General features: G+C 34.3%; 12 protein-coding genes. 5 read left to right on the top strand and 7 right to left on the bottom strand.

The window, feature by feature from the left end; all coding sequences use genetic code 11:
* The first annotated feature begins 37 nt into the window (after positions 1 to 37).
* A complete protein-coding gene (locus D9R05_RS13550) occupies positions 38 to 787 on the top strand; it encodes a rhomboid family intramembrane serine protease (RefSeq protein WP_121667771.1) in 750 nt (249 codons plus the stop codon).
* Here D9R05_RS13550 and rlmB read toward each other — a convergent pair.
* The 7 genes from rlmB to D9R05_RS13585 all read right to left on the bottom strand — a co-directional run bounded on the left by rlmB (position 784) and on the right by D9R05_RS13585 (position 11,672).
* The gene (gene rlmB, locus D9R05_RS13555) at positions 784 to 1,521 is read right to left on the bottom strand and encodes a 23S rRNA (guanosine(2251)-2'-O)-methyltransferase RlmB (protein WP_394340566.1); all 738 of its coding nucleotides are present in this window, start codon (positions 1,519 to 1,521) and stop codon (positions 784 to 786) included. The genes D9R05_RS13550 and rlmB overlap by 4 nt on opposite strands.
* A 62-nt stretch (positions 1,522 to 1,583) precedes the next feature.
* Positions 1,584 to 3,563, bottom strand: coding sequence for a S8 family serine peptidase (locus tag D9R05_RS13560; protein WP_121667773.1), 1,980 nt, complete (start codon positions 3,561 to 3,563; stop codon positions 1,584 to 1,586).
* Between the two features lie 40 nt (positions 3,564 to 3,603).
* Positions 3,604 to 4,422 carry a hypothetical protein gene (locus tag D9R05_RS13565; protein ID WP_121667774.1) on the bottom strand — a complete coding sequence of 273 codons (819 nt, stop codon included), beginning with the start codon at positions 4,420 to 4,422 and terminating at the stop codon, positions 3,604 to 3,606.
* Positions 4,422 to 5,297, bottom strand: a complete 876-nt coding sequence (locus D9R05_RS13570) for a hypothetical protein (RefSeq protein WP_162984994.1) — start codon at positions 5,295 to 5,297, stop codon at positions 4,422 to 4,424. Before D9R05_RS13570 ends, D9R05_RS13565 begins: the two co-directional genes overlap by 1 nt.
* Before the next feature lie 19 nt (positions 5,298 to 5,316).
* Entirely contained in the window at positions 5,317 to 6,750 is a 1,434-nt protein-coding gene (locus D9R05_RS13575) for a RagB/SusD family nutrient uptake outer membrane protein (protein ID WP_162984995.1), read from the bottom strand.
* 10 nt (positions 6,751 to 6,760) lie between these two features.
* Positions 6,761 to 9,844: a SusC/RagA family TonB-linked outer membrane protein gene (locus tag D9R05_RS13580; protein WP_121667777.1), complete on the bottom strand. Its 3,084-nt coding sequence runs from the start codon at positions 9,842 to 9,844 to the stop codon at positions 6,761 to 6,763.
* Between the two features lie 121 nt (positions 9,845 to 9,965).
* Positions 9,966 to 11,672 (bottom strand): POTRA domain-containing protein, encoded by a 1,707-nt coding sequence (locus tag D9R05_RS13585; RefSeq protein WP_162984996.1) that lies wholly within the window; start codon positions 11,670 to 11,672, stop codon positions 9,966 to 9,968.
* A gap of 184 nt (positions 11,673 to 11,856) precedes the next feature.
* On the opposite strand from D9R05_RS13585, the gene rpsL reads away from it, so the two are divergent.
* The 4 genes from rpsL to rpsJ are packed head-to-tail and all read left to right on the top strand — an operon-like array spanning position 11,857 to position 15,162.
* A complete protein-coding gene (gene rpsL, locus D9R05_RS13590) occupies positions 11,857 to 12,231 on the top strand; it encodes a 30S ribosomal protein S12 (protein ID WP_121667779.1) in 375 nt (124 codons plus the stop codon).
* Between the two features lie 23 nt (positions 12,232 to 12,254).
* Positions 12,255 to 12,731 (top strand): 30S ribosomal protein S7, encoded by a 477-nt coding sequence (rpsG, locus tag D9R05_RS13595; protein WP_121667780.1) that lies wholly within the window; start codon positions 12,255 to 12,257, stop codon positions 12,729 to 12,731.
* 5 nt (positions 12,732 to 12,736) lie between these two features.
* A complete protein-coding gene (gene fusA, locus D9R05_RS13600; protein WP_121667781.1) occupies positions 12,737 to 14,845 on the top strand; it encodes an elongation factor G in 2,109 nt (702 codons plus the stop codon).
* Between the two features lie 11 nt (positions 14,846 to 14,856).
* Positions 14,857 to 15,162: a 30S ribosomal protein S10 gene (gene rpsJ, locus D9R05_RS13605; protein ID WP_111541895.1), complete on the top strand. Its 306-nt coding sequence runs from the start codon at positions 14,857 to 14,859 to the stop codon at positions 15,160 to 15,162.
* Positions 15,163 to 15,165: the final 3 nt, after the last annotated feature.

A 15,165-nucleotide genomic window follows, 5' to 3' on the forward strand; every position in this document is an offset into this window, starting at 1 on the left:
TGGACAAGAATTTGAAAAGAGACTTATACATTTTATTATGGAAAAACTAGAATTCAAATCGTCAACAATCGCTTATCCGTTATTATTTGTACTAATAATTTGGATTGTCTTTTGGGCAGAAGTAAGGTTTGATTTAAATTTCAATTTTTTGGGTGTAAAGCCTCGTGAGCTTTTTGGACTTAGAGGAATTATCTTTAGTCCATTTATTCATGCCAATATAGAGCATTTATATAGTAATACTATTCCGCTATTACTTCTATCCACAGCATTGTTTTATTTTTATAAAAAAATCTCTTGGAAAGTTTTACTTTACGGAACTTTATTAACCGGAATTTTAACTTGGTTTTTAGGTAGAGGAGGAGCAGTGCATTTTGGTGCCAGCGGTGTGGTTTATTTATTAACTAGTTTTTTATTTTTTAAAGGAATTTGGTCTAAGAATTTTCGCTTAATTGCTTTAGCTTTAGTTATTGTTTTTATTTACGGAAGTTTGGTTTGGGGAATGTTTCCTATAGACCAAACAATGTCTTGGGAAGGTCACCTCTCTGGTTTTATAAGCGGAATTATTTTAGCATTCTATTTTAAAAATTTTCAACTCCCAAAACCTGCTTATCCTTGGCAAAAGCAAGATTATAGCGAGGAGGAGGATGAGTTTATGAAGCATTTTGATGAAGAGGGGAATTTTATCCCTACATCAGAATTAAATAAATTTGATGAAGAATCTTCAGAACAAGCTTTTGAAATAAATTATACTATTAAGCCTTCTAAAAAAGATCAATCAAAAAACTAAAAAAGACGTTGTCTTGTAACTTCAAATAAGACCGCTCCGCAAGCAACAGATACATTTAAAGAGCTAATTTCTCCTAATAAAGGTAGTTTAGCTTTAAAGTTAGCCATTTTTAAAATTGAAGGAGTAATCCCTTTTCCTTCATTTCCCATGATAATTGCTATAGGCTCTTTAAGGTCTAAATCATAAATTAACTGATCGGTTTTTTCTGTTGCAGCTACAGTTTTTACATTATAAGATGCTAAAAAAAACAGCGCGTCTTTAATATGGTCTGCTTTGGAAATAGGGATATTGAATATAGCACCTGTAGACGTTTTAACTGTTTGGTCATTTAAAGCAGCTCCACCTTGTTTAGAGAGAATAATCCCATCAACTCCGGTACATTCAGCTGTTCTAATAATTGCACCAAGATTTCGGACGTCAGAAACTTGGTCTAATATTAAAAATAATGGGTTTTCTTTTTTACTGAAAGCATTCTCAACCACTTCTTCAAGACTTTTTAATTTTATGGGTGAAATTTTTGCAACTACCCCTTGATGATTTTCTTGGGTGAGTTTATTCAACTTTTCAATAGGAACGTAGGATACCTGTATTCCAATTTTTTTGGCAGTTCTAATAAGTTCTTTTGCATTAGGTCCGGATAAATTCTTCTGTACAAATAATTTATCAATTGATTCTTCTTGCTTTATCGCTTCTGAAATACTGTGTATTCCGTAAATAAGATCACTCATTTTTATAAGTATTAAAAAAGGGCAACCAAAAATGATTGCCCTTAATGAATTGTAAAAGTACTAAAAAATTACTTTTTAATAATTCTTTTTTGAATATTTAATCCATTTCCATCAGTTAAGTTGGCAATATAAACTCCAGTCTGTACTCCTGATAAATCAGCAGAAAAAGTTTTGTTGCTCGTGATGTTATCGTATGATTTAACTATACGTCCGTTTAGGTCATAAATTTTAATTTCTGCGTCAGAAAAACCATTAGGGCTTGTAAAGTTAACAGAATTTTGTACCGGGTTTGGCCAAACAGTGATTTTATTTATTGTCGAATCATCTACAGAAAGTCCTCCTTCAATACCAGTTATTATTAACGAGTAGTCTTGAGATCCACTATTCAAATTATCTTTATGTGTAACAGTAATTGTATAAGATCCATTAGCGTTTTCCGTATCTACTCGCTCAATGTTATCAACTGTATTATCTCCTTTTTCAGCATTACCTGTAGGATTAAAAAAGTTTAATCTCCATGGTTCATATGTATCAGAATCATTAGATATTCTAATGTCTAAATCATTAACAAGTACAGGGGTAGAAGAATTCATTTGATTATTGGCTATGTTTCCAGCAGGATCTGTCCATGAAATTGAAGCTTTTAAAGTAGATACTCCAGTAACATTAACGTTAATAGCATACGTTTCTCCTTGCGATAAAGTTAACTCTTTAATGATAGCTGTTTTATCATCATCAGACTCTTCATTATTTTCTACAATTGTTTCTGCAGCTTTTTTCGCATTTAATAGTCCCCAACCAAAAACTTCATCCGGACCAGGCTTCCCTGCATCATCAGCTGTATGTAAAGCAAGACCTTTAAGAGTGGCTGATCTCATATAGGTGTCATTTAATTCATTGTATAATTCTTGTAATAAAATCAAAGTTCCCGCAACATTAGGAGATGACATAGAAGTACCTGTACTTTGTCCATAACCTTGATTATTATCGTCAGAAGCTGAAATTAATCCTGTACCATTTCCAGTAATATCTGGTTTTATTCTTCTATCATCTGTAGGGCCTTGACTACTAGACGGGTTGATTTCAACATTTATTAGTTCGCCTTGATTGTTAATCTGAGCATCTTGAGCATTAGCAATTACTAAGTTATTTTTACTATTTTTCTCATTGGTAAGTTTGTCGCGATTTGTTCCAAGACTACCAGAATAACTGTTACTTCCTTCATTACCAGCAGAGCACACCATTAAGTACATTGGTGCTTGATACGAAAGTTGGTCAAAAGATTGAGCCCTTCCAGTATATTTTCCTGGAACTGACGTATCTAAAATTATATTCCCATTATCATTAAATATAGGAGTTCCGTATGAGTGATTCGAGATTAACAAACCTTCCTCAACTTCTGATACAATTTCAGAAAAGTCACCAGCAAAATCATAGGCAATTACATTAGCTTTAGGAGCCATTCCTTTTGCTTCTGGAGCAGCGCCTCGAGCTATTAATGTACCAGCAACATGAGTAGCATGAAAGTCTTCACTTGAAGTTTCGCCATTTTCAATTCTAGATATATTACTTATAGGCCCTTCAGTAAACTCTACATGGGAATTAAGAGGAAGACCTCCGTCCCATAAACCAATTAACATCCCTTCTCCGTCTAAATCATATTCAAAGCTACCTCCTGAATTCAAAAAGTTTGTTCTTGTGGAAATTGATGCATTTGCATTTTGTATTGACGTATATATTGGCATTCCGTCATCAGTGATATCAAAAGCTTGCTTTATGAGATTTCCATTTTCATAAACTTTAATAGGCCAATCATTCGCAATAGATGCTGATAAAACTTTTTGACTTTGAACTCGTTCAAATTTTATAGCATTATTATAAAGTTCAGTTAAGGCAATTTGATTATAATTTTGAGAAATTTCTTTACGTTCCTCTATTGTTTGAGCATTAAGACCAATAGTTGATAAAAGAGCTAATGATAGTAGTGATTTATACTTCATATTAATTTTTTTGTAAATATAGTTAATAAAAATAAAAAAGCCGTCCATTTAACGGACAGCTTTTTTTAAAACAATAATTATACCAATTTTAGTTTGCAGGGCTTAATATCACATCAAATGTGACACTCGTATCAGATAAGTATGCCTGAGTTAAGGTGTAAGATATTGTTCCGTCACAAGCATTAAAGAAGCCTTCGCCTCCTGTAGCATATGCTTGATTACCTTCTATAGTTACGCTACCATCATTGTTGATGGTAAGCGTCCCGTCATAAGGAAGGTCATCTAAATCTGGATTTAAGCTGGGTAGAAAGCCCATTCCCCATGCAGTATTAATTTCAAATGAATTAACTTCACCTTCAATAGGAGTCAAGGTAGGGGTAAATTGATATGCAGGAGAACCTTGAAAAAAAGTAACACCCGTATAGTTTAAAGAAGGCTCTAATTGACCAACACTAATAAAATGTTCAGTTGGATAGTTGGTGCCATCTTCATCTTGATTAGCTAAGCCTATTTCGATATTGCTATTATTTGTATCTAACAAAGTTATTTTAACTTGATAACAAGGATTGTTAGCAACATCTGCAATATTAATTTCAAGATTACCATCTAATTTGCCAGCTGGGATAGCATTTTCTTGAGTATACGTACCGGTAATTGCATCGGGAGCATCTCCATCTTCAGCTTCAATGATATAGGTTACATCTAAGCCTTCAGAGTTTACCGAGGAAGTCAATGATAATGGTATAGTGACATTTTGATTATCCGGTGTAGCCGATGATGTGGTAGCGAAATTTAAAAATCCGCTGTCAGGGACATCGTTAAATTTACCGTCATTTGGATTATTATGATTACAAGAACTTAATAATCCTGTAGCTGCTATTAATGTGTATAAGAATATTTTTTTCATTATTCTGTAATTTTAGTTAACGTAAATGAACTTTGAAATGGACCACCACAAGATCCTTCAGGGTCTTCAGTGTATATAACTGTAAATTGATCATCGGAATTTAAATCATAGGTGCTATTTATAAACCCTCCAACACTTGCTCCCGCATATAAATAAGGTGGATCTGGATTCTCACCGCAGAAAATACCGGGATCAACCTCCTGAAGCACAAATTCACCACAAATTAAACTTAAGTTAACATCAACACTTGCTCCAACAATTCCTGGTAATACGGTAACTGTAAATGTTCTTGTTGTTCCAGTTTCTCCAGGTTGTATATTTACAACAGAATTAGCAAAATTTTCACTACCATTACCAGGACCAATAGTGGCTTGTGCATCTTGAATCATATATTCACCAACTAAATAATCAGAAGGAATAGGACATACTTGATAAACACTTATTACAGCGGTAGTAAAAGTAGTAGAAGCATCTTCTTCGATGCCTTCTAAACGAATGGTTAATAATTCGGGTGTAGTTTCCACATCATTATCAAACCCTTGAATAGTTAAAGTTCCGGTATATTCTCCTGCAGGAATTGTTACAGTTTCGGGAACATCATAAGTAGATGGATCTGCCGTAGTGTTTGTCTCACCTTCTACTATTACAACATCATATGTTCTATCTGTATTTCTAACAGCACTTGAATTAACAGGAATATTTAAGGTGCCTTCATCGTCAATTTCGATTTCTAAATTGTAAGTTTCTCGACTAAAACTTATCAATGCCTGGTCAGATTCTTGGCCAGCATATATTATTTCTTCTCTGTCTTCACAGGCAGTGAATGCAAAAAGCAAACCTGCAAGTAAAAACATAAATAAATTAATTCTTTTCATCTTTCTTATTTTTTTGATATTAATAACCATTATTTTGGTTGATTGCTCCGTTAGCATTTAATTCGACTTGAGGAATAGGTAAAGTGAATTTAAAGCTAGATCTAGGTAATCCGCAAGGGGCACTAAAGCTTGCACAATCAGTTTCATTTCTTGTAATACCGGCATTGATGTCTTTGCCAATTCTTTTGATATCTAAGTAACGTTGACCTTCAAAGGCAAACTCTAACCTTCTTTCTTCAAGAATGTCCTGAAGAGCTGCATTTAAATTTGAATATGAAGGAGCTGTTGTGTTGGAATCAAAACGAGCATCTCTTAATTCTTTTATAGCTGTTGCAGCCCCAGCTAAATCATTAGATCTAGCTTTTGCTTCAGCTACTATAAGTTGCATCTCAGAAGATCTAATCCATTTAATGTCATTAATCCTAACTCCGGCATCTGATCCTGGATATTTGTCAATTAAAATGATATTTTGATCTGAGTTTTCTCCAACTATAACAGATTCAGAACCAATGATTACATCTTTTCGAACATCTCCATCTTGTAGTTCGTTAAATAAACCATTTGATACTTCTAAATATGGATCACCATCTAAACTAGGTTCATTAAAATAAAACAATCCAACAACTTCCGAATCATCTAAACCTCGACCAACTGTAAAAATAGATTCTCCTGGTACTAGATCTTGATACATTTCTTCATATTCCGTTTGACCAGAAAGTGGATATGTACCTACTAACTCTTCTCCTAAGGATATTGCTGTTGGATAATCTCCTTCAATTAGTGCTATTCTTGCTTGAATAGCTTTAATTGTATTACCATTTATAAAAAAGCTTCCCTCTTCAGGGTTGCCGATTAATTGAGCCGCTTCATTTAAGTCGTTTTTAATAAACTCAAGCGTTTCAGAAACAGTATTCCTTGTTGGTTGAATTGTGATTTCTGGAACGAAGTCCATAATTGGAACAGCTAGACCGTTTGGGTCTGAATAATCTTCTGTGTAATACATGAACAAATCCAAATGAGATAAAGCTCTTAAAGCTAGTAATTCTGCTTTAATTTCATCTTCTTCTTCTTGATCTGAAGAGTTGTCATATTCTAAATCTTCAACACCTTCTAATACGCGATTTACTCTATTGATAGCAGAGTATCTTCCAGTCCAAATACCTGTTGCTTCTGTTGTTCCGGGTATTAAATTAAAATTATAAAGACCTTGACCTTGCCCATTATTAGAGGCTCCTCTTTTAATGTTATCGGTAAAAATCGCATTGAAATTGATGGCTCCTTCTGGATTGTATGCTCCGTAAGCTCCGTTTAAGCCCAATTGCAAATCTTCAACACTTTCCCAGACATTTTCCTCGGAAATTATTCCGTCTTGTTCGATGTCTCGAGCATCATTACAAGAAATAAAACTTGCAACGCACGCTACTGCTAATATTTTTATTTTATTAATTCTCATCATTTTTTTTTTAAAAGTTTAAATTAACTCCAAATGTGTAAATTTTTGGTGTTGGGTAGTTTGATACAGCAGTTGCTGTAAAACCTCCTTCAGCATCCCATCCTCTCCACTTACTAAATGTAATTAAGTTTTCACCCTGTACATAAAGTTTTAGGTTTGTAAATGGTAATTTTTCTAACATTTTAGGGCTAAATGTATAACCAAAAGTCAAATTTCTTAATCTTAGATAAGATGCATCTTCTAAATATCTATCAGAAATATTGATGAAATCTACACCCGAAAATTGTCCATTCATTCTTGGTATTTCAGTAATATCTCCTGGTTGTTTCCAAGCATTTAAAACTGAAGCCGCACTATTTCGATCTGTAATATTTGCATTTCCTTCCAAGTCGGCTAAATCAAGATTGTTTCTGTAAATATCAGCAAACCATACCCACTGATTAGAAAGAGAGAATCCTTTATAGGATACATCAAACCCAAAACCTCCTTGCCAAACTGGATATTGCTGCTTGTCAGTGAAAACACGATCAGCATCAACTAATTGTTCGGTTAAATTCCCATCTGCATCTAAAAATAGTGCTTTTCCATTTGAAGGATTAACACCTTGGTATCTTACAGTGTAGAAAGAACCTATCGGTTGTCCTTCGGCTAGAGCTGTAGATCCTCCGTTAAATACAATTCCATCCTCAGCTCCTGCTAATTCTTGAATTTCATTTTTATTGTAAGATCCGTTCGCTGAAACATTTATTCTCCAGTCTGCTTGATCCAATAATGTATAATTAAAGTAGACTTCAACTCCTTTATTTGTCATTGAACCAATATTAGAGTTAATTGCTGTTGTAGCATTAACTGCTGAAATTGGTCTAGACTGGAATAAGTCAGTGGTTTCTTTTCTGTAAACATCTAAGTTACCTCTTAATTTGTTATTCCAAATACCAAAATCTATACCAATATTGGCTTGTGCTGTTTGTTCCCATTGTAAACTTCTATTAGCAATATTGCTCGCTGCATAACCTCCATTGTTGTTGTATCCGCCAGGTGTAAAGGTATAGGTATTTCTTACAAGATTAAGTCCTCCATAACGTGTGCCTGTAATTCTTTGATTACCCGCAGTACCGTAGGATGCACGTAATTTTAATAGATTAAAAGAAGAGTTTTCCATAAAGGCTTCTTCACTAAGATTCCAACGTCCACTTACAGACCAAAAAGTTCCCCATTGATTTTCATCTACAAAGCGAGATGAAGCATCACGCCTTAAAGAAGCGAATACTCCAAAGCGGCCATCATAATCATAATCGATTGTTCCAAAATAGGAGAATAAACCAGTTTCTAAGCTAGTTTTAGTTTTTTCAGCATCTGCAATAATATAAGGCCTAAGCTCATTACCGCCAATAACCTCTACTGTAGTTCCACTAACAAAAGCAGCATCAGTTCCTACTGTCTTAGGGTCTAATCCACGTTGAGTAAATCCGAAGCCCCATAGATGAGATTTAATATATTCTGTATATAAGTTTGCATCAATTGTATGAACGTCATTAAATGTGTTAGAGTAACCTATATTAAAATTAGTATTAAAATTAGCATCTCTTTGATAACTATTCCTGTCTAAACCACCAAATTCAGCACCAATTTCAGCTTGGAATGGCCCCAGTATGCTTGAAGGGTGTAGGATCTCATTATTTGTGATTGATGTAAAATCTACACCGAAAGTACCTCCGACATGAAAGTTTTTAGCAAATTTGTAATCCGCTTGAATATTTCCAACTATTTTAATTTCTTCATCTTTATTTGTGTTGTAATACGCAGAATTTAACAATACATAAGGAGCTAAATCTGGAGTTAACCCAGAAACACTACCAAAAGGAATGCCGCCATCTCTTGTAACAGAGCCGTCTGGGTCAAATGGACTCAGGAAAGGTAAACCTTGCATTGCCGCAGAATAGGGGTTGAAATAGATGCTTCTTGAACCATCTCCATCGTCAAAATTGGACTCAGAAAAGTTAGCGTTGATATTCGTAGTGTAAGTGAATTTTTCATCATCACTCTTTCCTGATATCTTATTTCTGAAGCTAAATCTCTGTAGGTCAGAGGCTATGTAGGTACCTTCCTGCTTGAAATAGCCTAAAGACGTGAAAGTTGTTGTATTTTTTGAACCAGATGTAATAGATAGGTTTTGACTATTTGTTTCTCCTTTTCTAAAGAAATAATCTGCCCAGTAAGTATTATTTCTTTTAGCTAAAGATTCAATTTCAGCGTCTGTTAGACCTGCTCCTCTACCCTGTCCTAAAGATTTTTGAAAGTTTAATTTTTCTCTGGAATTCATTAATTCAATGTTCAAATTTTGAAGTTCTGAAAAACCATATTGCCCAGAATAACTAAATTTTAATTTTTGATTGAATTTTCCAGCTTTAGTTGTCATTACGATAACCCCGTTAGCACCCCTGTTACCATAGATAGAAGTTGCTGCAGCATCTTTTAATACTGTTACGCTTTCGACATCATTAGGATTTATACTTCTAAAGTTGTCTTCATCAACCGGCACACCATCAATAATAAATAGTGGTTCGATATTACCGTTAATAGATCCAACACCACGTAAAATTATTTGACTATTTGCGCCCGGCTGCCCACTGTTAGATGCAATATTTAAACCAGCAACTTGACCTTGAATACTTTGAACTACAGAACCATTAGGTCGGTTTTCAATATTCTCACTTGTGATAGTTGTAGCTGCTTGAGTACTTTTTCTCTTGGTTGTAGTTCCGTACGAGGTTATTACAACTTCATCCAATTCATTGTCACCCGCCTTCATTGTAATATTATAAGAATTCGAGGTTCCAACTTGAATTTTTTGCTCAGCAAAACCTACATAGCTAAACACTAAAGTTTCACCTTCTGCAACTTCAATACTGTAGTTACCATCAAAATCACTTTGTGTACCGGTGTTTGAGTTTTCGATAATAATGTTTACACCGGGTAAGGGTAGCCCTGTGTCATCGGTAACTGTACCGGTAACTGTTTTTTCTTGTGCAAAGGATATTTGCACGACAAACGCCAGCAATAGCGTTAAAATTCCACTAAACTTTGTTCTCATTTTTATAATTTATTTGAATTAGCCAAAGCCAAAAATCCTAATTAAAAGTTAATTACACAACTATTTTCAACTAAAATTTACTTTTTTTTTTGCGAAATATGTACTTATGATGCGTTAATTTTTAGAAAATGGCAGTAAGACTTAGGTGGATTTTCGTGTTTTTGAATTCAAAATTTTGCGCTCTAGTTTTTCCATTTGCAAAATTAAGCTTTAAAATTCCAGCTTGTGTTTTAAGAGCTAAACCGAAGCCTATTCCGAATAAAGAATTACTGGAATTGTCTATTACTTGATTCTCTAATTTCGCAAAATCTGCTATAGTATGAATGTATAGGTTTGATGAAAGAAGATAGCGGTATTCCGTTTGAAAGGCGCTATAGAAAGAAGCGAAAAGACTATTTTCTTCGAAACCTCGCATAGTTTGTATGCCTCCAAATCTGTATAATTCATTAGTGAGATAGTCGTCAGATTGTAAATATGCTGTAGAATTCCCTAAAAATATTATGTTTCGGTTGTTTAAATGAAAATTGTAAAAAGCATTTAACTCAATTCCTAATTGGTCGCTTTCAGAATTCTCTCTTTGTCTTTTTCCTATGAGAGATTCAAGGTTTGCCTCGGCTTTTATTGGAATTAATTGTTGGTAACCGTTTAATTCTTGAAAATTCACACCAGCTAAAAAGAATGTAGCATTGTAATCCTCTGTTACGGTTCCTGCTACAGGAGGTGTGTCTAGTAAATAATTGGATGAATTTCCTTGGTAGCCTGCTTTTAGGGATATTTGAGAATTTAACTGGTATGTTAATTTTGCACTTTGTGCGTTTGTTGTGAAAGTTGAGTCTTTTCTAAAAAGGTCTAATTCTAATTCTGTGCCGAAAGCTGTGTTGAATAAATAGGGTAGTTTTAAATTAGCGTTGAATCGTTGTTGTTCGTTTCCGTCGCTTTTGTAAGTTATGGCTAATGATTCTCCGAAATTTAAATTGTTTACTAATTGTAGGTTAATATATCCGTTTAATTCTAAATCGCTGGTTTCTTCATTTGTAGAAAATCCTAAGAACCCATCAAATAAATTACTGTCTTTTTTCTCTAAGTAAAAATATAATATTGTTGAATCTTTTGTGAAAAGTACTTCGGGGTTTCTTAATGAATTTGCAAAACGTAAATTATTTAATCGCTCAATTTTTTTATCGATTTCACTCTTGTTGAAAATTTGACCTTTTTTTATTCTTACAAAATTTTTGATATAAGATTTTGGAAATTTTTCATATCCCTTAATTACGATTGAATCAATAGTCCGAATTTGTGTCGTATTAGATTTTATTGTAGCTGAAATTTTTTCTTTGTTCTCTTTTTTGATATTTAAAAGTTGTAAGCTGTTAAAAGGTTTTCCTTGGTCAGATAATTCCCTGTTTAAAAATTTTAGTGTTTGTTCTGTTTTGTAAAAAGGAATAATAAAAAAAGTGTCAGTATATTCTTCGCTTATTTTTTTTAGTAACTCTTCAGGTATTTGATTCGGTTTAAAGAAAATTTTAATAGACTTTATTTTCTTTTTTAAGGTAAATGCAGTAAAAAAAGTTGAATCGTTTCTCTTTTGTGTTTTTTTTCTGCTTGCATTTATATATCCTTTTCTCTGAAAACTTTTAAAAATTGAATCAATTTCTTTTTGAATGCCGTTAAAATTAGTATGCTTTGTTTTATAATTCGAATTATTAATGATGCTATCTTCTGAAGGATTGTTTCCGTCAATTTCTAAATATAGTGTTTGACCTATATTTTTATTATAAAAAAATAGGGTGAACAAAATTGTAAAAAGAAATGATGTGTTTATTTTCAAAATCTATATTTATAGCGTTAGAAAACGTCTTTAATTTTTATTTCTTGCCAAAAGAAACAAATAATTTTCAAGATTGCTGAAAATTAATCAATTATAATTTGAATACTTTAAATAAATTTCTACATTTGCAAACCCTAAAAATAGGGTATTTATTATTTAACGTAATTATAGTGTAAAAGAAATTATGCCAACAATTTCACAATTAGTACGAAAAGGAAGAGCCAAGATGACCAAGAAGAGTAAATCGGCTGCTTTAGATTCGTGTCCTCAAAGACGCGGCGTATGTACACGTGTTTACACCACTACACCTAAAAAACCAAACTCAGCAATGCGTAAAGTAGCAAGGGTAAGGTTGACTAACGGTAAAGAGGTGAATGCTTACATCCCGGGAGAAGGACACAATTTACAAGAGCACTCGATAGTATTGGTAAGAGGCGGAAGGGTAAAAGATTTACCAGGTGTTAGATATCACATTGTTCGTGGAGCCTTAGATACCGCAGGTGTAGAAGGAAGAACGCAACGTAGATCTAAATATGGTGCAAAACGCCCTAAGAAGTAATTAACAACTTTTAAAGAGAAGACATGAGAAAAAGACAGGCAAAAAAGAGACCTCTTTTACCGGATCCAAAGTTTAATGATCAGTTAGTGACGCGTTTTGTTAACATGATGATGTGGGACGGTAAAAAATCAGTTGCTTTTAAAATCTTTTACGATGCTATTGATATCGTAGAGGAGAAAAAAGATGACGATGAAAAAACCGGTTTAGAAGTTTGGAAAGATGCTTTATCTAACGTTATGCCTCACGTAGAAGTGAGAAGTAGACGTGTGGGTGGGGCGACATTTCAGATTCCAATGCAAATCAGACCAGATAGAAAAGTATCTACAGCGATGAAGTGGCTTATCTCTTACGCAAGAAAGCGTAATGAAAAAGCAATGGCTGCTAAATTAGCTGCTGAAGTGTTAGCTGCAGCTAAAGAAGAAGGTGCGGCTGTTAAGAAGCGTGTAGATACGCATAAAATGGCTGAAGCAAATAAAGCATTCTCACACTTTAGATTCTAAATAACATGGCACAAAGAGATTTAAAATTTACAAGAAATATAGGAATTGCAGCGCATATTGATGCTGGTAAAACAACTACTACTGAGCGTATCCTTTATTATACTGGTATCAGTCATAAGATAGGTGAGGTTCATGATGGAGCTGCAACAATGGACTGGATGGAGCAAGAGCAGGAGAGAGGTATTACAATTACTTCTGCTGCAACGCACTGTACTTGGCCGTATAGAGATCAAGAGTATACAGTTAATATTATTGATACTCCTGGTCACGTTGATTTTACAGTAGAAGTAGAGCGTTCATTGCGTGTTTTAGATGGGGTGGTTGCTTTGTTTTCAGCAGTAGATGGTGTTGAGCCTCAATCTGAAACGGTTTGGAGACAAGCTGATAAGTATAGAGTACCTCGTTTAGGATTCGTTAATAAAATGGACCGTCAAGGAGCTGACTTTTTTAACGTTTGTAAGCAGGTTAAAGAAATGCTAGGTGGTAACCCGGTGCCTTTACAAGTGCCAATCGGTGATGAGATTGACTTTAAAGGTGTGGTTGATTTGATTTCTAAAAAAGCAATTATTTGGAATGATGAAGATCACGGGATGACTTATGAGGAGATTGATATTCCTGCTGAATTAGAAGAAGATGTGAATAAGTACCGTGCAGAATTAGTTGAAGCTGTAGCGGAATATGATGAAGAGTTAATGGAGAAATTCTTCGAAGATGAAGACTCTATTACTGAGGATGAGATTATTGCGGCCTTAAGAGCAGCAACAATTGATATGTCTATTATTCCAATGATGTGCGGTTCTGCGTTTAAAAACAAGGGTGTTCAGGCAATGTTAGATGCTGTTATGCGTTATTTGCCTTCTCCTGTAGATGTAGATGCAATTGTAGGAACAAATCCAGATACAGGTGAAGAGGAGTCTCGTAAGCCTAATGTGGATTCTCCGTTTTCAGCTCTAGCATTTAAGATTGCTACAGATCCTTTTGTGGGTCGTTTGGCTTTCTTTAGAACTTATTCTGGTTCACTAGAAGCAGGTTCTTATGTGTTAAATAATCGTTCAGGGAAAAAAGAACGTATTTCAAGAATGTATCAGATGCACTCAAATAAACAAGAGCCAATCGAAAAGATTGAAGCTGGAGATATTGGGGCGGCTGTTGGTTTTAAAGATATTAAAACAGGAGATACGTTAACAGATATGAATAATCCGATTGTTTTAGAATCTATGACTTTTCCGGAGCCAGTAATTGGTATTGCGGTAGAGCCAAAGACTAAGGCAGATGTCGATAAAATGGGGATGGCATTAGCTAAATTAGCTGAAGAGGACCCAACATTCCAGGTGAAGACAGATGAGGCTTCAGGTCAAACTGTAATTTCAGGAATGGGAGAGCTTCATATTGAAATTCTTGTAGACCGTTTAAAGCGAGAATTTAAGGTAGAAGTTAACGAAGGTGAACCGCAGGTAGAGTATAAAGAGGCAGTTACTAAAAATGCTGAGCACAGAGAAGTTTATAAAAAACAATCTGGTGGTCGTGGTAAATTTGCTGATATTGTATTCGAAATGGGGCCTGTAGATGAGGATTTTGAAGGGAAAGGACTTCAGTTTGTAGATGAAATTAAAGGTGGTCGTATTCCTAAAGAATTTATTCCTTCGGTGCAAAAAGGATTTGAAGAGGCAATGAAAAACGGTCCTTTAGCAGGATTCTATATGGATACATTAAAGGTTACGTTAAAAGACGGGTCTTTTCACCCAGTAGATTCAGATCAATTATCATTTGAGTTGGCTGCAAAATTAGGATTTAAAGCGGCTGCTAAAAAAGCAGGTGCGGTAATCTTAGAGCCAATTATGAAAAATGAGGTGGTAACTCCTGAAGAAAACATGGGAGATATTGTAGGTGACCTTAACAGAAGAAGAGGTCAAGTAAATAGTATGTCAGACAGATCTGGTGCAAAAGTTATTAAAGCAGATGTACCATTAGCGGAAATGTTTGGATATGTAACTACCTTAAGAACACTTTCTTCGGGTCGTGCAACTTCTACAATGGAATTTTCTCACTATGCTGAAACTCCTTCTAATATTTCAGAGGAAGTAATTAAGGCAGCTAAAGGAGCTAACGATTAATAACAAGGAACATGAGTCAGAAAATCAGAATAAAACTAAAATCTTACGATTATAATTTGGTAGATAAATCTGCCGAAAAAATTGTAAAAACTGTAAAAACAACTGGAGCGGTAGTAACAGGTCCAATTCCTTTACCAACTCACAAAAAGATTTTTACAGTACTTCGTTCTCCACACGTAAATAAAAAAGCAAGAGAGCAATTTCAATTAAGCTCATATAAAAGATTGCTAGATATTTATAGTTCTTCTTCTAAAACGATTGATGCGTTGATGAAGTTAGAATTACCTAGTGGAGTTGAAGTTGAGATAAAAGTATAAGGC

Origin of the sequence: Mesonia aquimarina (assembly GCF_003667275.1) — a bacterium.
GTDB lineage: Bacteria > Bacteroidota > Bacteroidia > Flavobacteriales > Flavobacteriaceae > Mesonia > Mesonia aquimarina.